Origin of the sequence: Halomarina halobia (genome assembly GCF_029338575.1) — an archaeon.
Classification (GTDB): domain Archaea; phylum Halobacteriota; class Halobacteria; order Halobacteriales; family Haloarculaceae; genus Halomarina; species Halomarina halobia.
Window position 1 is genome coordinate 110,399 of sequence record NZ_CP119994.1, and the last position, 20,202, is coordinate 130,600.

24 protein-coding genes and 4 pseudogenes are annotated in these 20,202 nt (G+C 69.7%); 13 read left to right on the forward strand and 15 right to left on the reverse strand.

Features of this window, described 5'->3' with window-relative positions; translation table 11 throughout:
• Positions 1–10 precede the first annotated feature (10 nt).
• The 3 genes from P1K31_RS21340 (at position 11) to P1K31_RS21350 (ending at position 2,258) form a co-directional block, all read left to right on the forward strand.
• Positions 11–1,357 carry an MFS transporter gene (locus tag P1K31_RS21340; protein ID WP_276306791.1) on the forward strand — a complete coding sequence of 449 codons (1,347 nt, stop codon included), beginning with the start codon at positions 11–13 and terminating at the stop codon, positions 1,355–1,357.
• A gap of 257 nt (positions 1,358–1,614) precedes the next feature.
• Positions 1,615–1,983, forward strand: coding sequence for a winged helix-turn-helix domain-containing protein (locus tag P1K31_RS21345; protein WP_276306792.1), 369 nt, complete (start codon positions 1,615–1,617; stop codon positions 1,981–1,983).
• Positions 1,980–2,258 (forward strand): DUF7521 family protein, encoded by a 279-nt coding sequence (locus P1K31_RS21350; RefSeq protein ID WP_276306793.1) that lies wholly within the window; start codon positions 1,980–1,982, stop codon positions 2,256–2,258. The genes P1K31_RS21345 and P1K31_RS21350 overlap by 4 nt, the downstream gene beginning before the upstream one ends.
• A gap of 6 nt (positions 2,259–2,264) precedes the next feature.
• On the opposite strand, the gene P1K31_RS21355 is transcribed toward P1K31_RS21350, so the two are convergent.
• Positions 2,265–2,675 (reverse strand): universal stress protein, encoded by a 411-nt coding sequence (locus P1K31_RS21355; RefSeq protein WP_276306794.1) that lies wholly within the window; start codon positions 2,673–2,675, stop codon positions 2,265–2,267.
• A gap of 66 nt (positions 2,676–2,741) precedes the next feature.
• Positions 2,742–2,828 (reverse strand): annotated as a pseudogene (locus tag P1K31_RS22195) (DUF7501 family protein); the annotation flags it as partial.
• A 301-nt stretch (positions 2,829–3,129) separates the two neighbouring features.
• Here P1K31_RS22195 and P1K31_RS21360 point away from each other — a divergent pair.
• Positions 3,130–3,570: a universal stress protein gene (locus P1K31_RS21360; protein WP_276306795.1), complete on the forward strand. Its 441-nt coding sequence runs from the start codon at positions 3,130–3,132 to the stop codon at positions 3,568–3,570.
• Positions 3,571–3,585: 15 nt separating this feature from the next.
• On the opposite strand, the gene P1K31_RS21365 is transcribed toward P1K31_RS21360, so the two are convergent.
• From P1K31_RS21365 to P1K31_RS21380, 4 genes are all read right to left on the reverse strand, one after another.
• Positions 3,586–4,008 carry a universal stress protein gene (locus P1K31_RS21365; protein ID WP_276306796.1) on the reverse strand — a complete coding sequence of 141 codons (423 nt, stop codon included), beginning with the start codon at positions 4,006–4,008 and terminating at the stop codon, positions 3,586–3,588.
• Between the two features lie 164 nt (positions 4,009–4,172).
• The gene (locus P1K31_RS21370) at positions 4,173–4,502 is read right to left on the reverse strand and encodes a hypothetical protein (protein WP_276306797.1); all 330 of its coding nucleotides are present in this window, start codon (positions 4,500–4,502) and stop codon (positions 4,173–4,175) included.
• Positions 4,503–4,536: 34 nt separating this feature from the next.
• A complete protein-coding gene (locus P1K31_RS21375; protein WP_276306798.1) occupies positions 4,537–4,734 on the reverse strand; it encodes a trypsin-like peptidase domain-containing protein in 198 nt (65 codons plus the stop codon).
• Between the two features lie 332 nt (positions 4,735–5,066).
• Positions 5,067–5,867, reverse strand: coding sequence for an enoyl-CoA hydratase/isomerase family protein (locus P1K31_RS21380; protein ID WP_276306799.1), 801 nt, complete (start codon positions 5,865–5,867; stop codon positions 5,067–5,069).
• Positions 5,868–6,016: 149 nt separating this feature from the next.
• Between P1K31_RS21380 and P1K31_RS21385 the strand changes: the two genes are divergently transcribed.
• A complete protein-coding gene (locus tag P1K31_RS21385; RefSeq protein WP_254547401.1) occupies positions 6,017–6,238 on the forward strand; it encodes an AbrB/MazE/SpoVT family DNA-binding domain-containing protein in 222 nt (73 codons plus the stop codon).
• Entirely contained in the window at positions 6,235–6,717 is a 483-nt protein-coding gene (locus P1K31_RS21390; protein ID WP_276306800.1) for a type II toxin-antitoxin system VapC family toxin, read from the forward strand. The genes P1K31_RS21385 and P1K31_RS21390 overlap by 4 nt, the downstream gene beginning before the upstream one ends.
• A 10-nt stretch (positions 6,718–6,727) precedes the next feature.
• Here P1K31_RS21390 and P1K31_RS21395 read toward each other — a convergent pair.
• Positions 6,728–8,349: pseudogene (locus P1K31_RS21395) on the reverse strand (class I adenylate-forming enzyme family protein).
• Positions 8,350–8,408: 59 nt separating this feature from the next.
• On the opposite strand from P1K31_RS21395, the pseudogene P1K31_RS21400 reads away from it, so the two are divergent.
• Together P1K31_RS21400 and P1K31_RS21405 are read left to right on the forward strand one after the other, a co-directional pair.
• Positions 8,409–8,561 (forward strand): annotated as a pseudogene (locus P1K31_RS21400) (hypothetical protein); the annotation flags it as partial.
• A 124-nt stretch (positions 8,562–8,685) separates the two neighbouring features.
• On the forward strand, positions 8,686–9,633 hold the full coding sequence (locus tag P1K31_RS21405) for a ferritin family protein (RefSeq protein WP_276306801.1): 948 nt from the start codon (positions 8,686–8,688) through the stop codon (positions 9,631–9,633).
• Between the two features lie 86 nt (positions 9,634–9,719).
• Here the strand turns inward: P1K31_RS21405 and P1K31_RS21410 are convergent, their stop codons facing one another.
• On the reverse strand, positions 9,720–10,169 hold the full coding sequence (locus tag P1K31_RS21410; RefSeq protein ID WP_276306802.1) for a MaoC family dehydratase: 450 nt from the start codon (positions 10,167–10,169) through the stop codon (positions 9,720–9,722).
• A gap of 276 nt (positions 10,170–10,445) precedes the next feature.
• Positions 10,446–10,655: a hypothetical protein gene (locus P1K31_RS21415; protein WP_276306803.1), complete on the reverse strand. Its 210-nt coding sequence runs from the start codon at positions 10,653–10,655 to the stop codon at positions 10,446–10,448.
• Between the two features lie 84 nt (positions 10,656–10,739).
• Here P1K31_RS21415 and P1K31_RS21420 point away from each other — a divergent pair, with 84 nt between their 5' ends.
• The 5 genes from P1K31_RS21420 (at position 10,740) to P1K31_RS21440 (ending at position 14,333) form a co-directional block, all read left to right on the forward strand.
• Complete coding sequence (locus tag P1K31_RS21420; protein ID WP_276306804.1) at positions 10,740–11,048, forward strand: antitoxin VapB family protein; 309 nt, start codon at positions 10,740–10,742, stop codon at positions 11,046–11,048.
• Positions 11,045–11,428 (forward strand): PIN domain-containing protein, encoded by a 384-nt coding sequence (locus tag P1K31_RS21425; protein WP_276306805.1) that lies wholly within the window; start codon positions 11,045–11,047, stop codon positions 11,426–11,428. Before P1K31_RS21420 ends, P1K31_RS21425 begins: the two co-directional genes overlap by 4 nt.
• Positions 11,429–11,635: 207 nt before the next feature.
• Positions 11,636–12,706, forward strand: coding sequence for a hypothetical protein (locus P1K31_RS21430; protein WP_276306806.1), 1,071 nt, complete (start codon positions 11,636–11,638; stop codon positions 12,704–12,706).
• The gene (locus P1K31_RS21435; protein WP_276306807.1) at positions 12,703–13,176 is read left to right on the forward strand and encodes a Zn-ribbon domain-containing OB-fold protein; all 474 of its coding nucleotides are present in this window, start codon (positions 12,703–12,705) and stop codon (positions 13,174–13,176) included. Before P1K31_RS21430 ends, P1K31_RS21435 begins: the two co-directional genes overlap by 4 nt.
• Positions 13,173–14,333 carry a thiolase C-terminal domain-containing protein gene (locus P1K31_RS21440; protein WP_276306808.1) on the forward strand — a complete coding sequence of 387 codons (1,161 nt, stop codon included), beginning with the start codon at positions 13,173–13,175 and terminating at the stop codon, positions 14,331–14,333. The genes P1K31_RS21435 and P1K31_RS21440 overlap by 4 nt, the downstream gene beginning before the upstream one ends.
• 78 nt (positions 14,334–14,411) lie before the next feature.
• On the opposite strand, the gene P1K31_RS21445 is transcribed toward P1K31_RS21440, so the two are convergent.
• The 6 genes and pseudogenes from P1K31_RS21445 to P1K31_RS21470 all read right to left on the reverse strand — a co-directional run bounded on the left by P1K31_RS21445 (position 14,412) and on the right by P1K31_RS21470 (position 20,083).
• Complete coding sequence (locus tag P1K31_RS21445; protein ID WP_276306809.1) at positions 14,412–14,948, reverse strand: DUF7344 domain-containing protein; 537 nt, start codon at positions 14,946–14,948, stop codon at positions 14,412–14,414.
• A 266-nt stretch (positions 14,949–15,214) separates the two neighbouring features.
• Positions 15,215–15,496, reverse strand: a complete 282-nt coding sequence (locus P1K31_RS21450; protein WP_276306810.1) for a hypothetical protein — start codon at positions 15,494–15,496, stop codon at positions 15,215–15,217.
• A 53-nt stretch (positions 15,497–15,549) separates the two neighbouring features.
• Positions 15,550–15,774, reverse strand: coding sequence for a hypothetical protein (locus P1K31_RS21455; RefSeq protein WP_276306811.1), 225 nt, complete (start codon positions 15,772–15,774; stop codon positions 15,550–15,552).
• Between the two features lie 827 nt (positions 15,775–16,601).
• On the reverse strand, positions 16,602–17,645 hold the full coding sequence (locus tag P1K31_RS22015; RefSeq protein WP_276306822.1) for a lipid II:glycine glycyltransferase FemX: 1,044 nt from the start codon (positions 17,643–17,645) through the stop codon (positions 16,602–16,604).
• 89 nt (positions 17,646–17,734) lie between these two features.
• A pseudogene (locus P1K31_RS21465) lies at positions 17,735–19,388 on the reverse strand (alkaline phosphatase family protein).
• A complete protein-coding gene (locus P1K31_RS21470) occupies positions 19,385–20,083 on the reverse strand; it encodes a hypothetical protein (RefSeq protein ID WP_276306812.1) in 699 nt (232 codons plus the stop codon). The pseudogene P1K31_RS21465 and the gene P1K31_RS21470 overlap by 4 nt, the downstream one beginning before the upstream one ends.
• Between the last annotated feature and the right edge of the window lie 119 nt (positions 20,084–20,202).

Below are 20,202 nucleotides of genomic sequence, written 5' to 3' on the forward strand. Positions count from 1 at the left end.
TCTAGATAGTATGAGCGCGCCGCGCGCGGCGACGGCCACGGCCGCGGTCAGATCGCCCCGCCGCGCCCTCGCGACCGTCGTCGTCATCGTCTTCGTCGACCTGCTGGGGTTCGGCGTCGTCATCCCCATCCTCCCGTTCTACGTCCGCAGCTTCGGCGTGAGCGACGTCTTCATCGGCCTACTCGCGGCCTCCTACTCGCTCATGCAGTTCGGCCTCGCGCCCGTCCTCGGCCGCGTCTCCGACGAGCGCGGCCGGCGGCCGGTCCTCATGCTCTCGCTCGCGGGGAGCGCCGTCGCGTGGACGGTCTTCGGCCTCGCGGGGGAGGCGGAGGCGTTGCTCGGCGTCGTCGGTGCCGTCGCCACGCTGTTCTGCTCGCGCATGCTCGCCGGGGCGATGGGCGGGAACATCGCCGCCGCGCAGGCGTACATCGCCGACGTCACCCCTCGCGAGCGCCGCGCCGGGGCGCTCGGCCTCGTCGGCGCGTCGTTCGCCCTCGGGTTCATCTTCGGTCCCGCGATCGGCGGCGCGTTCGCGAGCGACGCCGTCGTCTCGGCCGCGGACCGTCTCCTCCCGTCGTTCGTCCCGACGACGCGCTTCTCGCTGCCGAGCTTCGCCGCCGCCGGACTGAGCCTCACCAGCTTCCTCCTCGCGTACCTCTTCCTCGAGGAACCGGAGCGCACCCGGGCGGCGGCCCGCGGCGGGACGTTCGTCGCGCAGTTCCGCGAGGCGCTCTCGACGCCCGGCCTCCGGGACCTCGTCGTCGCGTTCTTCCTCGTCTCCCTCGCCTTCTCGGGCGTCCAGGTGATGTTCATCCCGTTCGTCGCGGACATCTACGGCTACGACGCGTCGCAGGCGGCCGCGCTCCTGACCTACGTCGGCGTCCTCGGCGTCGTCAACCAGGGCGTGCTCGTCGGTCGCCTCTCGCGGCGCTACGACGACCGGCTGCTCGCGCTCGTGGGCGCGGGCGTCCTCGCGCTCGCGCTGGCGGGCATCCCGGGCGCGCCCGCCCTCGGTCGCGCGCTCTTCGGCGGACTCGCGCTGGCGTCGCCCCTGACGCCCGAACTGGCGGCGCTGCTGGTCGTCCTCGCCTGCCTCTCGTTCGGCAACGGCCTTCTCAACGTCTCGCTCGCCACGCTCGTCTCGACGAGTACGGGGGAGGAGACACAGGGCAGCGCCTTCGGCGTGACACAGGGGGCGGCGAGCCTCGGTCGGACGGTCGGACCGCCCGCGATGGCGCTGCTGTACGCCGCCGTCGCCGTGTGGTCGCCGTTCGCCGTCGGCGCGGCGCTGGTCCTTCCGATCGTGGCTCTGCTGGTACGGGTGGCGCGGCGGCCGACGACGACGACGGCGGGCTGATCGGGAGAGGAGGGCCGAAGCGGGGTACGGGTCGGCCGCGCGGTCGGTACGGTGCCGCCGGGACCGGACCGAACGCCGACGGGCGCGGCGGCGGCCATCTCGTCCGGCGACCGACGCCCGGTTCGGACTGTCGTTATCGTCGTACTAACATCCCGCCCGTCGATGGCGGTTGATCTGACAAGTATATAACGGTGGTGAAACGTGGGAGCGACGGAGAGACAGGGCTATACGTCCCCTTCGAGGACTGTCAGATGGAGATGGTGCGGCCACACGACGACGGTTCGGAGATGCAGGCGGTCCTCGACGCCCTCGACGACGCGACCTGCCAGCGCATCATCGTGGAGTTGGACCAACCTATGACGGCAAGCGAACTCTCGGAGACGTGCGACGTCCCCCTCTCGACGACCTACCGGAAGCTGGACGACCTGAGCGAGGCCTCGCTCGTCGCGGAGGAGACGGAGATCCGACGCGACGGCCACCACACGACCCGCTACCGACGCGACTTCGAGGAGGTCGTCATCCGATTGAGCGAGGACCGCCGGCTGGCCGTGACCATCGAGCGGCCGTCGACCCCCGACGAGCGCCTGGAACAGCTGTGGGGCGAGGTACGGAGGGAAGCGCGATGACCGCCGAGTTCGCCACCCTCGTCGTCGCGTTCAAGACCCTGACGCTGGTGCTCGGCGGCGTCATCACCTACTTCGCGTTCAAGGCGTACCGACGCACGCGGGCGCGGGCGCTCGCGGCGCTCTCGGTCGGGTTCGCCATCGTCACCTTCGGGTCGCTCCTCGCCGGGGCCGCCCACCAGGGGTTCGGCCTCGACTCCGACACCGTCCTGCTCATCGAGAGCGCCCTCACGGCCGTCGGCTTCGGCGTCATCACCTACTCGCTGTACGCCGACTGAGTCGCGTCACGGCCGCCTGATCGTCAGCACGGGGACCTTCGCGAGGCGAACGACGCGCCCGGCGACGCTCCCCATGAACAGCCGATCGAGTCCCGTTCGACCGTGGGTTCCCATCACGATGAGGTCGATCCGCGCCTCGTCGGCGTACTCGAGGATCGCCCGCGACGGCTTCCCCTCGACGACCGCGCGCGTCACCGACAGGCCCGCCCCGCTGACGCGGGAGGCGGCTTCCTTCGTCGCGCGCTGTCCCTCCTCGGTCAGCAGGTCGAGCATCGGCCCGCCGCGGGCGACGGTCACGTCGGCGACGTAGACGACGTGGATCACGGCGTCGGCGCGCGAGGCGAGGTCGATGGCGTGTTCGAGCGCGGCCTCCGCCGTGTCGCTCCCGTCAGTCGGCACGAGGATGTTGTTGAACATGGACGTCTCGGCGTGTGCTTCGCCGCCCGGGATAATCAAGGCGCGCCGCCCTGGGCCGGACGACTCGCCGGTCATGTCCCCACCCACTCGCTCGCGCCAGCCGTCGAACCGCTCTCGACACCAGGGGTCGGCCTCGACGTGGTCGACGAAGCCCGGACCGCCGTCCCTCGATCACGCGCCGCAGAACGCGCAACGCTCGGGGTCGTCCCACCGCGGACACGCCGGGAGTGCGTCGTCGGGCACCACGAGCGTACCGGACAAACCCAAACCTGTTTCGAGGGGTATGGTCACGTATCGGAGCGGTTGATCGATTACACGGGGCGATTATACACCTCGACGGCCGTGGAACCGGGATTCGTACGCGCCCGTCGGTTTCGCTCGACCGCCGGCGGTCGAACGACACCCGTCGAAACAGGGGTACGTGTTATCCCTCGTCGGAGCGATTGTGGTAGGTATGTACGAGCACATCCTCGTACCGACCGACGGAAGTACGGGATCGACGGCGGCCGCGGAGCTGGCGATCGACCTCGCCCGACAGTACGACGCGACGATCCACGCGCTGTTCGTCGTGGACACGACCTCGCTCCCGGCGGACGTGACGGCGACGTACGTCGACGAGGCGCTCGAAGGGGTGGGCGAGGACGCCACGGCGGCGGTCGTCGAGCGCGCCGCCGAGGCCGGCGTTGAGACGGCCCCCCCGGAGATCGCCTACGGCGCGCCCCACCGGGAGATCCTGGAGTACGCGGACGAACACGACGTCGACCTCATCGCGATGGGGACTCGCGGGCGGAGGGGCCTGGATCGGCTGCTCATCGGCAGCGTCGCCGAGAAGGTCGTTCGCCTGTCGACCGTACCCGTGTTGACGACCCACGCGCCGGAGGACTCGACCGGCTAGCCGATCGCTCCGGGATCAGACCGGGAGGACCGGAACCCGCGACAGTCGCAGGACACGATCGGTCACGCTACCGATGTGCGGCGGCTCGACCCCCGACGCGCCGCGCTTGCCCATCACGATGAGGTCGACGTCGTTTCTCATCGCGTAGTCGATGATGGCCCGGTCGGGAGTGCCGCGGACGCAGTGACACTCCGCGTCGAGGTCCCGCCCCTCGGCCTGCCTGCCGATCCCCTCGACGATCCGCCAGCCCTCCTCCTCGATCTCCTCGATCGCGAGCTCGAAGCTGCCGAGCGCCGGCGTGTCGCCGTGGACGTGTTCGTCGACGACGAACAGCGCGTGAACGTCCGAGCCGTGTTCCTCGGCGAGCGCCAGCCCGTGTTCCACCCCCCGCGCCGCCTCGCGACTGCCGTCGGTCGGGATGAGGATGCGTCGGTACATGCGCCGGTCGTAACACGGCGGTCGAGAGAAGTGTTGTGTCTCCTATACTTTTGCCGAACAGTCTCGATGCGCGACGGCGCTGACCGGGGCGCTCCCCGTCGGCGCCGGCGGGTCGGTCCGCCGTTCGCGACGGCGAGCGGGGAAGCTACCGCCCTCAGCGGTCCTCAGACCCCGTAGCCCTGCGTGACCGCGAGGGCGACGACGAGCAGGACGAACCCGCCGTAGAGCAGGAGGTTCACCCGGATCAGCCCGAGGGCGGACGCCACCGTCCCGTCGTTCGTGACGGCGCTCGGGTTCTCGGCGGCGATGCGGCGGTGGAGCGTGACGTGGCCGACGACGTATCCGACGAGGGCGACCACGAACAGCCCGAGCGTCGCGAGCACCAGCGGCGGCTCGCCGAGCACGACGCCGGCGACCACGGCCAGGATCGCCACTACCAGCGTGACGTTCATCCCGAGGGTGAGTCGTCGGGCGGTCGCGATGTCCGAATCCATCGTTCTTGGATGGCAGAACGCCGACCATAACGGTTTACATTCGCTCCACGGCGACGACCGCGAGGTCGGTCGGGACGTCGCGGCCGAGGACCCGCCCGGCGCGCCAGTCGTCGCGGCTGAGCTGCACGTTCACCGACGAGGCGCTCCCGACGACGTGGGCGTTCGTGACGACGTGCCCCTCCCCGTCGTAGACGAAGCCGCTTCCCTGGCCCTCGCCCCGCTGGACGAGCACGACCCCCGCGACGCTCTCCCGATAGACGTGGGCGTAGGGCCCCCGACGGACCGACCCGTCGCGTTCACCTCGGCGGATCGGTTCGTACCGTTCGTGCCGGTCGTGCCGTTCTATCCGGCGGACAGTCCGGGGAGGACGCTCGAACAGCCAGCGAGTCCGGCGCTCGCCACGGTCCCCAGCGCGGCGAGGAACCGTCGTCGCGTCGACGGGCGCGAAGGGTCGGCCATGGTCGCCCGGACGCGCTACGGTCGAATAGGCGTTGGGCCGTCGTTCCAGTTCACGGACGGGCGACCGAGGGCGAGACGGGGACTCGGTTCGGGGCGCGACTGCGACTACCTCCCGACGAACTCCGGTTCGTAGTCGTCCTCGCGGAAGGCGCGCGCGCCCTCGGCGTGGTCCTCGGTGGCGAGCAGGCGGGGGAAGCGCGCCCGGTCGTACCGCCGCCCCTCCGCCAGCCCGACCTGCGTCGAGAGGAGCGCCGACTCCTTGATCGCCCGCAGCGAGAGCGGCGGCTTCGCCGCGAGCGTCTCGACGACCGCCGCGACCTCCGCCTCGAAGTCGTCGTCCGCGAAGGCGTCGTTCACCAGCCCCAGGTCGGCGGCCTCGGCCGCGGGGACGTGCTCGCCCGTCATGGCCAGTTCGCGGGCGACGGCGGGCCCCGCGAGGCGGGCGACGTACTGGACGCCGCCTGCGCCGGGGATGATCCCCAGATCGACCTCCGGGAGGCCGAGGCGGCTCGACTCGCTCGCGTAGCGCAGGTCGCAGGCCAGCGCGAGTTCGAACCCACCGCCCAGGCAGTAGCCGTCGATCTTCGCCACGACCGGGGCCGGGCAGTCCTCGACGATCTCCTGGACCGGTCGGGAGGCGTTCGTCGCCGGGCCGTCCCCCGAGAACTCGTTCACGTCCGCGCCCGCGCAGAACGCCCGGTCGCCCGCGCCCTCGATCACGACGACGCGCACCGCCGCGCCGTCGGCCTCGTCGTCCACCTCCCGGAAGCGTTCGAACGCCGCCTCGATGTCGGCGCGCAACTGCCCGTTGAGCGCGTTCAGCGCGTCAGGTCGGTTCAGCGTGATGCTGCCGACGCCCGTCTCCTCGTCGAACGCCGCGATGGCCGCGTCGAGTTCCTCGTGCATACCCCTCGAACCGGTGCGGGGGGTAAATAGCTCACCGTCGAACCCGCGACGGCGAACGACGCCACCGTTCGCCGACGACGCGGCCGACGAGCGAACCGAACGCGGCGGAGGGGGTAAGGATTATTGCGTAATACTAAGTACGTATTATCATGAGTCGGGTCACGAGCAAGGGACAGGTCACGATCCCGAAGGAGATCCGCGAGCGGCTCGGGATCCGAGCGGGCGACGAGGTCGCCTTCGAGGAGACCGACGAGGGGTACGTCATCCGCAAGGAGGTAGACGAGAGCCGCTTCGAGCGGTGGCGGGGTGCGGCCGACACCGAAGCGACGGTGGAGGAGCGTATGCGCGAACTCCGCGGAGAACGTCCGTGACGCGGACCGTCGTGGACACCAGCGCGCTGATCGCCCTCCTCTCGCCCGACGACGAGCACAACCGAGCGGCGGCGACGCTCCTGCGGGAAGCCGCCGAGGAGGGGGCGCTCCTGGTAAACCCCGTCGTCTACGCGGAACTGGCCGCCGACCCGTTCTTCGGCTCGCGATCGGACCTCGACGACTTCCTCGACGACACGGGCATCGCCGTCGAGGAACTCCCGCGGGCCGCCCAGTTCGAGGCCGGGAAGGCGTTCCAGCGATACCTCGACCGCCGGGGGGAGGAGCTCCAGTGCAGCGAGTGCGGGCACGAGACCACGTTCCAGTGTCCCGACTGCGACGCGTCGATCACCGCTCGTCAGCACGTCGCCGCGGACTTCCTAATCGGCGCGCACGCCGCGACGGTCGACGCGCTCCTCACCTTCGACCGGGGGTTCTACCGCGACTACTTCGACGTGACCTGCCGGACGGTTCGGGGGTAGCGAGCGCCCGTCAGATCCCACCCGAGTCGCCCGCCGCCGCGTCGTCGCGCCCCTCCAGCTTGAACTTCTGGACCTTCCCGCTCGCCGTCCGGGGGAGGTCGTCGAGGAAGATCACCCGACGGGGGTGTTTGTACGCCGCGATGGCGTCGAGGCAGTACCGCTTCAGGTCCTCGGCGGTCACGTCCGCGCCCGGTTCGACGCCGGGGCGCGGGACGACGTAGGCGATCGGCACCTCGTTGCGCCGCTCGTGGGGGACGCCCACCACGGCGGCGTCCGCCACCGCGTCGTGTTCGTGGAGGAGTTCCTCGACCTCGCTCGGGTAGACGTTGTACCCGGCGGAGACGATCACGTGCTTCTTGCGGTCGACGATCTCGTAGTAGTTCTCCGGGTCGCGCCGGGCGACGTCGCCGGTGCGGAAGTAGCCCGTCTCGGTGAACGCCGCGGCGGTCGCCTCCGGCATGTCGTGGTAGCCGCGCATCACCTGCGGACCGCGCACGAGCAGTTCGCCCGCCTCGCCGACCGCCACCTCCTCACCGTCGTCGTCCACCAGCTTGCAGTCGGTCGTCCGGAGCGGCTGGCCGACGGTGCCGCGTCTGGGGCCGTAGGTCGATCCCTGCTGGGAGTGGGTCGCGCCGCTCGTCTCGGTGAGGCCGTACCCCTCCGCCATCTCGACGCCCGCGACCGCCTCGAACTCGCGCTGGACGGCGACGGACATCTTCGCGCCCCCCTCGGCGGCCTGCACCAGGCTGCGCAGGTCGCGCTCGCCGAACGTGTCCGCGTTCACCAGGTCCACGTACATCGCGGTGACGCCGACGAAGTGCGTGATGCCCGCCTCCTCGATCAGCTCCATCGCCGCGTCCGGGTCCCAGTTCGCCGGGCTGCGGAGGTAGAGCGCGCCGCCCCGGATCAGCGGCTGCCAGGCGGTGTGGATAAAGCCCGTGATGTGATAGAGGGGAGCCAGATGAGGCTCCGCACCTCCTCGTCGGGGAGGTCGTCGAGCGCCCCCGTGAGGTAGGTGAACGTCTGCGCGCGGAGGTTCCGGTGGGTGAGCTCGACGCCCTTCGGCCGGCCGGTCGTCCCGCTCGTGTACGGCAGGAGGGCCACGTCGTCGTCGTCGCGCTCGATCAGGACCGGCTCGCCCGCCACCGCCTCGAACGACACGTCGCCCTCGGGGACTCCTGATCCCCCGTCGACGGCCTCCGTCCCCCCGCCGACCGTGACGACGACCGGCTCCCGGCCCGTCTCCGCAAGCGCCTCCGTCACCGTCTCGCGGAGCGCGGGAGGGGTCACGACGGCCCGCGCGTCGGCGTCATCCAGCTGGTAGCTCAGCTCGCGGACCCTGTACTGCGGGTTGACCGGCGAGACGACCACCCCGGCGCGGAACGCCCCGAGCGAGGCGAGCAGGTACTGGGGGCAGTTCGGGAGGTAGAGCAGGAGCGCGTCCCCCGGCTCCAGCCCGAGGTCGCGGAGGCCGCCGGCGAACCGCGCCGCGGCCGCCCCCACCTCGGCGTGCGTCAGCGTCCGCCCGTGCATCTCGACCGCGAGCGCGTCGCCGTGGCGGGAGACCGTCTCGTCGTGCAGCCGCGCGACGTTTCCGTGCCGAGCGTCGTCGCCGACGTCCTCGAGTCGCATGGAATCTGTTACCGAAACGCAGGGATTAAGTGTTGTCCCGGAGCGCGGCGGCGTACGAGGTGACGACCCCCACGCTGCTCTCGATGTTCGTCCGGACGGATCGGCTCACCGTCGAGGACGCCTCGACGCTCCTCGATCTGATCGCCGCTGGTCGGAGCTGGGAGACGAACAGCTACGTCCAGCGGGCGCGCTCGCTGCTCCGGTCCGGGTGAGGCGTCCGGCCCCGAGACCGAGATCGGGGGACCGGACGCGGATATCGCTAGCGAACCACTCGACTCAAGTTGTCAACAGTTGCGATAGACCTATTCGTTCGGTAGGCAAAAACTAACACGAACTATGACGCAGATTCGGGACGCCAGCCGAGAGATGCGCCTCGATCCGGATTCCTTCGCGGGGGGCTACTTCCGCAACGCGGTCTACCGCCACTGGGACCCCTACGAGGACGTTCCGCAGGCCCTGCTCGAGCAGGACCGCGAGCGGCTGATCGCCCGCGAGCAGACCGAGGGGCAGTTCGACGGGTTGCGCCGGACGCTCGCGCTGTTCGGCGCGGGCGAGGAGGCCGTCACCGAGGACCTCGCGCCGCTGCTCATGGTGACGAGGGACGTCGACAAGCAGCTGTTCCTCACCTCGCAGCTCTACGAGGAGGCGAAGCACACCCAGTTCTTCGACCGCTACTGGCGCGAGGTGGTCAACCCGGTCGCCGAGGCGTGCGGCTTCGAGGTGACGAACCCGACCGACCAGCGCTACTTCAACGAGGACTACGTCGCGCTGTTCGACGAGACGGCCGACGCGATGGAGCGCCTGCTCACCGACGACACGCCCGAGAACCGCGCGCGGGCGTACTGTCACTACCACCTCGTCGTGGAGAGCGTCCTCGCCCAGACCGGATACTACGGCATCCAGTCCTCCTGGTCGCCGGCCGGCGCGGACCTCGACGTCGCGGGCGAACCCGTCCACCTGGAGGGCCTCATCGAGGGCGTCACCCGCGTCCGCAGCGACGAGGGGCGACACGTCGGCTTCGGCATGCACGAGGTGCGCCGGCTCGTCCAGGAGGAGGGCGTCGATCCCGACGTCGTTCAGACCACCCTTCAGGACCTCATGGGCCACGTCGCCGGGACGGTCCAGTACGAGGAGGGCGAGGTCGACTCGACGCCGCTCGTCGAGTACGCCGCGGAGAAGCTGACCCGCCGCATCGAGATCATCACCGACGCCGAGGCGGAGTTACCGCCGGTCGAGGAACTGGTCCACGTCGAGGGGGGGCGGGACATCTCGGCGGCGGACTGACCGTCGGTCCTCCCCCATCCGGTTCGAGCAGGACGCGTTCGACGAACGCCTCGCAGGAGATCAGTGTTTTCTCCCAACCCAGCGGCTCACTCGCCGGCCTCGCGTCGCGCCACGAGTCCCAGCCCGACCCACGAGATGACCTCCTCGCCGTCCTGGTTGTAGCCCGTCACCCGGCTCCTGACGTGGCCCCGCGAGGGGTCGCTCTCGGAGGGTCGCTTCTCGAGAACTTCGGTCTCGATCGAGAGCGTGTCGCCGGGGCGGACGGGGCGGTACCACCGGAGTTCGTCCACTCCGAGCGCGCCCATGCCCGCCCGCTCGCCGAGCACGCTATCGACGAGCATCCGCATGCACAGCGACGCGGTGTGCCACCCGCTCGCGATGAGCCCGCCGTAGGGCGACTCGGCGGCCGCCTCCTCGTCCACGTGGAACGACTGGGGGTCGTACTGCGTGGCGAACTCGACGATCTCCGCCTTCGTCACCGTCCGACTCCCGTGCTCGGTCACGTCGCCGACCTCGATGTCCTCGTAGTACTCCATCGGTGCGGTAGGTCGGCGGAGGAGGTCAAGTGAGCTTCGGTCCGCGTTAGCGTCTCGCGCGGCCGGGCGCGGTGCGTGATCGCGTCCGATCCGCGCGACCGGGACGTCCCTCCTACGGCGAGAGCAGTCGGTCGAGTTCGTCGGCCCGATACCACGACGTCATTATCCGAATAACGATGATCGCGATAGTGACCTGCGAGTCGATCGCATCCTCGATTCTGAGGCACGGAGAGCCGCCTCGGGTCGGCGAAAAGTCGTGCACCGACGGCCCGGCCTTCACCACGCTCGCCTGGGGGGTTCTTCTACCCGGCGGGTCGACGCTATCGCCCCTCGAACTCCGGCTCCCGGCCCTCGCCGAACGAGCGCAGGCCCTCGCGGAAGTCCGCCGTCCGTCCCGGTGAGCGCGAGACAGCGGGCGTCGTCCTCGTGCAGCGAGACGGCGAGGTCGAACAGCTCGTCGGTCATCCGCCGGTTGAGGGCGGTCATCGTGCTCGTGCTGTCGAGGCGGTATAGCCGTTCGGCCGACGACGAACTTATGCACGTTACGAACGTACGTCTACGTGTACACCTATGGCGACCAAATCGCTGACCATTCGCGAAGACGCGTACGAACGCCTGCGGGCGCTGAAGCGCGACGACGAGAGTTTCAGCGACCTCGTCGATCGACTGACCGCCGAGAAGAACGCCGACTGGCGAACCCACATCGGGTTCGCCGAGCGGGAGGGACTCGCCGAGGAGTACGACGCCGTCATGCGCCGCCGCCGCGAGGAGATGGAGACGACCGACTCGTTGTTCGGGGACGTGCTCGAACCGCTGGGACGCGAGGGGGCCGACGACGAGCGAGTGACCGATGACGAACCGGAGATCGACGACGCATGAGATGCGTCGACACGTCGTTTCTGATCGACTTCGCGAAGGGCCACCCCGCCGCCCGCGCGTTCTTCGAGGACGACGGGGCGGACGTCTACTACGCGCCGACGCCCGCGCTGGCGGAGGCCTATACGGGACTGTTCTATCTCGGGGATTACACCACCGAGGAGGCCGTCGCCCGGTTCGGTTGGACGACCCCGCAGCCGATCACCCACGGGATCTCGATCGAGGTCGCTCGGCTCCAGGCCGATCGCATGCGCGCAGGGACGTCGATCAAGACCGCCGACGCGTACATCGCCGCGACCGCACGCTCCCTCGACGTTCCGTTGATCGCCCACGACGACCACTTCGAACGGATCGACGGACTAGACGTACTGACGTATCGGTGACGTCCTCCGCGGCGCGAACACCGGAACTTCCCGCGCGGCAGGAACTCAGTCGGAGGGTCCAGTCCGGCAGGTTCCAGTCCGGAAGCGCGGCGACGCGAGTCGCCGTCGGCGCGGAGCAAACCGCCATCACCAGAAACTATTACTGACTCGCTGGTAAGCTACCAGTGGTATGTCATCACGACGCAGGCAGTTCGGCGGGGGTGGAACGTGGTCGTAATCGCCGGGTGCGGCGGCTACGTCCCCCTCTACCGCATCGAACGCGAGACGGTCGCGGCGCAGGCCGGCGGGTCCGGCCGCGGCGAGAGCGCCGTCCCGGCGCGCGACGAGAACCACGTCACGATGGCCTGCGAGGCCGCCGGGACGGCGCTCGCGCGGGCCGACCTCGACGGGGGTGACCTCGGCGCGGTCTTCGCCGCGAGCGTCACCGATCCGCTCGCGGAGCACGGGATCGCCGCGCACGTCGCCTATCGCTTCGACGCGACCGGCGACGTGCGGACGGGCGACTTCCGGGCGACCCCGCGGGCGGCCGCGGACGCGCTGTTCGCCGCCCGCGCGTTCGTCGAGTCGACCGGCGAGCGGGCGCTCGTCGTCGCGAGCGACGTCCTCCCGGCCGAGCCGGGCGACGACGGCGAGGCGTCCGCCGGTGCCGGCGCGGGGGCGGTCGTCCTCGCCGACGACGGTGCGAACGCCGACGCGACGGACACTCCCGCGACGGCCGACGACGACGCGCCCGCCGCGACGCTCACCGGGTGGGGCCAGGAGACCACGGGGTTCGTCGAGCGCCACCGCGAGCACGGCGAGCCCGCGGTCGGGGGCGACGCACGCTTCGAGCGGCGGTACGGCGCGCGCCCGGCGGCCGAGGCCGCCGTCGAGCGTGCGCTCGCGGCGGCGGAATCTCCCGCCCGGGCCGTCGCCTGCGCCCCCGACGCCCGGCTGGCTCGGACCGTCCTCGGCGGCGTCGAGGCCGAGCACGTGAGCACGTTCGACGCCGTCGGCTCGGCCGGAACGGCCTCCCTGCTTCTCGATCTCGCACACCTGCTCGAGACCTCCGAGCCCGGGACGCCCGCGCTCGCGGTCTGCTACGGCGCGGGCGGCGCGGACGCCGTCGCGTTCGAGGTCGGGGATAGGGTCGAGCGGGGCGGGGACGTCGAGGGAGACGAGGCGAGTCGGGGCGGCCCGACCGTCGCCGAACTGCTCGACGCCAAGGAGTACGTCACCTACGCGAAGCACCTGGAGTACCGCGAACCCGTCGAGTACCAGGGGGTGAACCGCGCGTGAGCGGTCCGCGCTACGAGCGCACGAAGCGACAGGACCAGCGCCTCGTCGGCTTCGAGTGCCGCGACTGCGGCTGGGTGTCGTTCCCCGAAGAGAAGCGCACGTGCAAGCGCTGCGGCAGCGCGCCCGCGGACTTCGAGGCGGTGCAACTGGCCGAGCGCGGCGAGATCAAGACTTTCGTCGTCCAGCAGTACCTCCCCGACGACATCGAGACGCCACAGCCCGTCGCCATCGTCGACCTCCCCCAGGTCGACGGGAGCGGCGAGTCGGCCCGGGCGTACGGCCTGCTGACCGAGACGCACCTGGAGGAGATCGACGTCGGCACCGAGGTCGAGGCGCGCTTCCGGGAACTGTTCGCCGACGGCTCCCGGCCGATCAACTCCTTCAAGTTCGGCGTCCCGCGCGCGACGAAGGGCGGCGGCGGCGGAGCGAATACCGACGCCGGCGGGAGGGACGGGGGTGACGGGCGATGACCCGGGACGCCTACGTCGTCGGCTCGGGCATCATCGAGTTCGGGGAGCTGTACGAGAAGTCCTTCGACGACATGCTGGAGGAGGCGTACCTGAACCTCCTCGACGGCGTAGACGGGGGGGTCGCCCCGAGCGACATCGACGCCGCGTGGTACGGCACCATCGACATCGCGGGCGAGGGATCGTCGGGGGCGGCGCTCGCGCACGCGACCGGGCTGTTCGAGACGCCCATCACGCGCGTCGAGAACGCCTGCGCGACCGGCAGCGACGCCTTCCGAAACGCCTCGCTGGCCGTCCAGTCCGGCGCGGCGGACGTCGCGCTCGTCATCGGCGCGGAGAAGATGCTCGACGACACCGCCGGGCTCATCGGGAGCGCTGCGCTCGAGCGCCTCTGGCGCGGGCGGGGCGTCACGATGCCCGCGTACTTCGGTATGCGCGCGACCCGCCACATGGACCAGTACGGCACGACCCGCGAGCAGATCGCCGAGGTGTCGGTGAAGAACCACGCCAACGGCGTGAAGTACCCCTACGCCCACCAGCAGTTCGAGTGCTCCGTCGAGGACGTCCGCGAGTCGCCGACGGTGAGCTACCCGCTCAACCTCTATGACTGCTGTCCGGTCACCGACGGGGCGTGCGCGGTGCTCCTCGCGAGCGAGGACCGCGCCCGCGAGTTCACCGACGACCCGATCCGCCACGCCGGGTGGGGCCTCTCGGCCGACTCGTTCCAGCGCGGCGACGACCTCGCGCTGACGAACTTCCCGGCGACCCGGCAGGCCTCCAGTCAGGCCTACGAGCGGGCGGGGATCGGTGCCGGCGACGTCGACGTCGCCGAGGTCCACGACTGCTTCTCCATCACGGAGCTCATCACCTACGAGGACCTCGGCCTCTGCGCCGACGGCGAGGGCGGGCGGTTCGTCGAGGAGGGTCACCCCCACCTCGACGGCGACACGCCCGTGAACCCCTCCGGCGGGCTGCTCTCGAAGGGTCACCCCATCGGCGCGACGGGCGTCGCGCAGCTCGCCGAGATCTTCGAGCAGCTCCGCGGCGAGGCGGGCGACGTGCAGGTCGACGCCCCCGAGGTCGGCCTCCAGCACAACATCGGCATCGGCCGCAACGCCACCGGCGCGGTCAGCTGCGTGAACGTACTCGCGCGCGACTGACCCGTCGCCACCCGGTTCGGCTCCGGCACTCTCGGTTCTGTCTCGGCACTCCCGTTCGTTCGATCGCGCGCGAAGCGATCAGAGGCGGGCGGAGACGACGCCCGTCCGCCGGTCCGCCTCCTGCAGGAGACGGACGCCGACGAGGAGCGCGAAGAAGAGGCCGGACCACGCGACGGCGGGGACGGCCACGAGCCCCGGGAGTCCCAGGTATGCGCCGGTGACGACGCCGAACCCGACGAGGCCACAGAGCAGGTAGGCCGTCTCCCACGGCACGTCGGCGTTCCGGTCGAGTCCCATGTACCGCTCGACCGTCGTCGCCCGCTCGGTGAGCGTCACCACCTTTCGCTCACGATCGTACTCGACGACGCCACACCGCGCGAGCCTGGGCAGGTGCGACTGGTGCAGCGAGTTGTAGACGCTCTGTCGCACGTTCCGGGGGGCCGGCGATTCGTCCGTCTCGGCCGCGGCGATCGCCTCGGCCAGGGTGGCGACCTCGACGCTCGGACCGCGCCGTCGTAACTGTTCGATAGCGCGGCGACGGCGGTCGTTCTGTAGTATTTCGTACACCTCACCCTCCCGGAGGGACGGTTCGTCGAAGACTGCGTTCGTGCTCATGCGTGTGAAGGACGACGAGGCGGGCGCTTCCCGGATCGAAGGTGGTTGGCCGTCGGCGACTGACAGCCCGCGTATCAGTAGTCACGCGGGTTCGATGGGAGAAAAAACTATCCGTTTATCCGGATATTATGTATTTGAAATAATAACGCCCCAATACGTTCTACGTTCTAACTGGTTAGTCGTACCGCGAACGGCTGAGAAATAAGTGGCCGTCCCAGCCGACGGCTGGCCGAGGTCGGTCCGATCGTCCGACGGCGTTCGGACGCTCAGAGCCGGGGGTTCGGGACGAACGAGACGGGTTCGTCCCGGAGTTGCCGACGGAGGCTATCGCGGGGGATCCACGATCGCCGGCCGTCGGGCATCAGCACGCGGACGGTGCGCGGCGACGCGGCGACGATGCGCCACGTGCGGCCGTCGGCGTGTTCGATTCGATCGCCGGGGCCCAGCCCGTCGACGGTCAGCTCTCGGCCGCTCCGGCTCCGGGCGGCGCGGTCGTCCGTCGTCGGGTCCCTCGCCCGAGCGTCGGCGCGGATGAAGTCGATGTACACGTGTCCTGCGGTCGGTGGTCGGTCGGTTCGATTCGCCGGAGGTGGGTTCGGTCCTACCGGATCGAGCTACCCACCAGACGGCCGCGAAGCTCGTCGGTGAGCGTCTGGACGCGGTTCGAGAACTCGGCGGCGTCGTCCTCCGTGACGAGGCCGCGCGTCTGGAGCCCCGACACGAGGCCGGCCAGTTGCTCCTCGGCGAAGTTCAGTTCGATGATTTCGGCGTCCGCGATGTCGTCGGTGCGTTCGTCGGTGCGTTCTTCAGTTCGTGTGCCTGTCATGCCCACGAGGTCGGATAGAGGCGGCGACCGCATACTCGTTACAGCTAGGCGCATGCGCCCGCCGAGGCACCCCGGCTAGGTGTGTAACGCAATCGCAGTGTTCAAGATAGTGATAGCACGCGACTGGTCGTCAGCGCCGAATCGCTCCGAGCGCGGATAGTCGCGGGGAGAGGACCGAATACGTCGACCGGGGCGGGCGTGCGGACGCCTCCTCGTCCGTGCTCCACCGCGGGGACACCCCACCGCTTCGAGTGAAGCGCCACGGTAGTAGTGTGGAGACGTTCGACTCGGTCCGACATCGTCCGCGCGTATCGTCGATAGTACTGATCGACATTCTACGGGTGTCGGAGGTTGATCCCACACCTCTGGTTTTCAGTGAAACGCTTGGGATCGCGTCTCGGTTCTGACCTCCAGAGAGCGGTTAGTACTTGACATCCTCCCCGCCGTAGACGGCGAGGATTCCCGACCGCGTCGGGATAACCTCATAAATGGAAAGCGCCTGTACCATCTCCCAACCCTAATCCGTTGGCTCAAGGCCTCTTTGCGTAGGTTTACGCTACCATACCACATACATTGCTCATACAGTTGATCATATGATAATCGAGAGCTGCTGGCGGCTAGTGAGGGACACTCTTTCCCTGGCTTTCACTGAAAACGAGGGGTGTCCCCCAGCCGTGAATTGGTTCGCGTTCACCGAAAGCGAGGAGCGTCTGACGTCTGGCTGACGTCGCTGAGGATTAGCGCATACAGCCGCCTCATCGCCGTCGTTCACGTGAAGCGGTGGAGTGTCCGACCCAGATCGGAGGGTCGTTAACCCCACGGACGGATCACTTCACCCGCTCTCGCAGCTCCGCCGTCCGCCCGATCACGTCCGAGGCGAGCGCGCGGGCACCCTCGGTGAACGAGTCGAGCGAGGCCTTCCTCTCGATGTTGTAGTACACCTCGGGTTCGGGGCCGAACTTGGCCTTGTACTTGCAGAGCCGCGGCATGTTCGCGCCGACGAGGTCGTAGCGCGCGAGGCCGCGGTCCATCGCGTCGCACATGATGCGCCAGTCGAGCAGGTCCGCGGCGGGGATGTCGCCGCCGTACTTCGCGCCGCCCTCCCAGCGGTAGATCGTGTCGCCGTACTCGAGCGTGATCATCCCGGAGACGATCTCGCCCTCGTACTCGCAGACGTACGGGCGGACCTGCCCCGCCGGCAGCGTCTCGTAGAGGTCGATGACGAACCCGGGGTAGACGCGGTACTCCTTGTCCTGCTCGTCGTGTCGCTCCCGGATCTGTCGGACGATCGTCCTGATCTCGTCGACGCCGCCCTCGTAGATCTCGAAGTCGGCGTCCGTGTTGCGGATGTTGCTCCGGGCGTCGCGGCTGAACTCCGCCATGACCGCCTCCTCGCCCGGCGTGAGGTCGACGATGTAGGTGTAGTACGGCGTGGCGTCGTAGCCGCTCCAGACGAACGGCCGCACGTCGGTGAAGCGCCCGCCGAGGCGGACGTACGTCGCGTCGGGATCGACGACGTCCTCGGTCCACTCCAGGCAGCCCTGGACGAACTGCCGCTGGTAGCGCTCGGCGCGTCGCCGCTTCATCTTCTCCAGGTTCAACACCGCCGGGCCGAGCGGGAAACTCTCCAGGATGTACGGCGGGCACTTGACGATCGAGCGGCGGCCGCGCTCGACCTCGAAGACGGGCATGATGCCCACGGGCTCCTGGCCGTTGTAGCCGACGAGGGGCGTCAGGTCCGCCCCCGAGTGGGCGACGAGGAGTTCGAGGGCCTCGTACTGGTGAAAGAGGTTCGTCTGGTTCGACTGTTCCACGCAGCGGTTCCACGTCTCGCGGTCCGATTCGTCGATTCGGGTGATCTCTATGCTCATTGTCAGGGGTGTGATTCGATGGGATGCGTTCGATGCGGTCGGTGTGGTCGATGCGGTCAGTGCGGTCGGTGTGACGGTTCGACGTTCGCTCAGTCGAGATAGCCGAGGTCTACGAGGCGGTTTTCGACGCTGTACTCCGAGTCGCCGTCCCGCTCCTCGCGGGGGGTCGGGCGCGGGTACTCCCGCACGCCGACCGGCGTGACGGGATCGAGCACCCGACCGTCCATGCGGTCGCTGGCGGGGATCCCGAGGGTGGCGAGCACCGTCGGGGCGATATCGAGGAGGTGCGCGCCGGCGACGCTCGCGCTCGCGTCGACGCCCTCCCCCGCGGCGACGACGATCCCGTCGCGCTTGTGGTTCCACGGCTCGTTCGGCGGGCCGAACGTGTCGGCCCCGAGGCGCGCGGAGGAACTGATCGTAGTCCGCCGGGATGGTGACGACGTCGACCGCGTCCTCCACTTCGGGCCCCTCGAACACCTCCTCGCGGCGGGCGACGCGCTCGAAGACGGGAGCCCCGTCGGGGGTGGTCACCCCGCTCAGGAGCGAGATGAGTTCGTCCCGGAGCGCCTCGTACCGCTCCGGCGGGACGATCCCGTCCGGCTCGCGACCCGCCAGGTTGATGCGGATCCCGAGTTCGACCGGCAGGCGCATGTACGCCCGCGAGTTGGCGAAGTCGACCTGCTCCTCGCCCGCCGCGGTCTGCAGGAGGCTCGCGGGGACGACGCGGGCGACGTGATCGTCGAGACCCGCCCGCTTCAGGAGGGCGACCATCCGATCCGGCGTGACGCCGACGCGCCCCGCGAGCGCCGTCCCGCGCTCGAGGACGGTCGCGGCGGCGGACGCCCCGACGCCGCCGTCGCCGCCGTCGTCCCCCTCGTTGAGCCGATCGTGGAAGATGGGGACCCACGAGGGGCGGCCCTGTCCCGAGCGCGTCGTCGTCAGGTAGCCGTGGTCCCGGAGGAAGGCGTTCACCCGGAACTCCATGCCGGAGTAGGGCCCGATGCCGTGGTCGCTGACGACGAAGACGGTGTCGGGATCGCACTCGTCGAGGACGCGGCCGATCTGCACGTCGATGGCCTGGTAGACCGCCCGCAGTTCGTCGCGGTCGCCGGGCAGGTCGTGGACGACCGTGTCCGACTGCTGGAACTGGAGGAACCCGAAGTCGGGATCGAACCGCTCACAGAGGTAGCGAAACGCCTTCCCCCGCATCCGAACGAGTCGCATGTACTCGACGTGCCTCGCGACCTTCTCCGCCTGCGAGTTGAACTCCTCCTCCGAGTAGACGCGGTAGCCGCCGATGGCCTCGCGCAGTTCCTCCAGGACCCCCTCGGGGTGACAGGCGGGGGACTCGGGCGCGATGAACCCGGGGACGATCGCCCCGTCGATCGCCGACGGCGGATGGGTCACCGGCACGTTCACCACGACGCTCGAGCGACCGTGCCGATCGAGAATGTCCCACAGCGCCGGCTCGCGGAGCACCGTCGCGTCGATGACGTCCCAGTCGTAGCCGTCGTACCGGAGGAAGCTGTACGCGCCGTGCTTCCCCGGGTTCGTTCCGGTGAACAGCGACGGCCACGCGCTCGGCGTCCACGGCGGCACCTGCGATTCGAGCGGGCCGCTCACGCCCCGCTCGACGAGCGACTGCAGGTTCGGCAGGAGGTCGCGCTCGAACAGCGGATCGAGCACCTCCTCGCACGCGGCGTCGATACCGACGATCAGCGTGGTGAGGTTTCGGCCGGTCATGCCACGTCCTCGAAGGTGATGTCGACGTCGACGCCCGGGGGCGAGTCCGGACGGTCGGCCGTCCGGAGGCCGGCCAGGCGCTCGACGCCCGGCATCTCCAGGAATCCGAGGAGCATGAACAGCTCCCAGTAGAAGTTCTCGCCGTTGACGTGCCGGCGGTAGCAGTCCAGGACGCCGCCCCAGTCGAGAAACGGCAGCGCCTCGATGAGGTCGCGCCGCTCGAGGATGGTCTCGATGGCGAAGCGGTCGTGGCGCAGCAGCTCCGGCCCGTGGACCCACGGCCGGTGGCAGTAGTACGGAACGTCGGGCTCGTCCCTCCGATGGCGACGGCGCATCGAGGTGAGGTACCTCCCGACGTACTGGGTGACGAACGACCGGTCGAGCCCCACGCCCGTGCTCGCGTGCGGGACGTCGGCCAGCGCGGGCGAGAGGCGCGCGATGGCCTCGTTCACGACGTCGCGCCGTAGCTGGTACTTGATCGGGAAGCGCAGCGCGAGGTCGATCATCCGGTTGTCGAGGAACGGCGTCCAGTGGGGCATCGACTGCGTCAGCCCGAAGTAGAACAGGTCCGGGTCGTTCGACATCGGGTAGAACTCCCGCAGCGAGACGAGTTCGCGCAGCGACGGGTAGACCACGCCGTGGTGGTCGATGCCGCCGACCGCCTCCCGGACGTTCGCCTCGAAGACCTCCTCCATCGTGACCGGGACATCGAGAAACGGCGGGAGCGGCTCCGCGGCGCGCTCGACGTACTCCTCGACGGAATCCGTGGATCGCTCGACCGGGAGCGTGAAGCCGCCCAGCGGGCCGAGGTCGA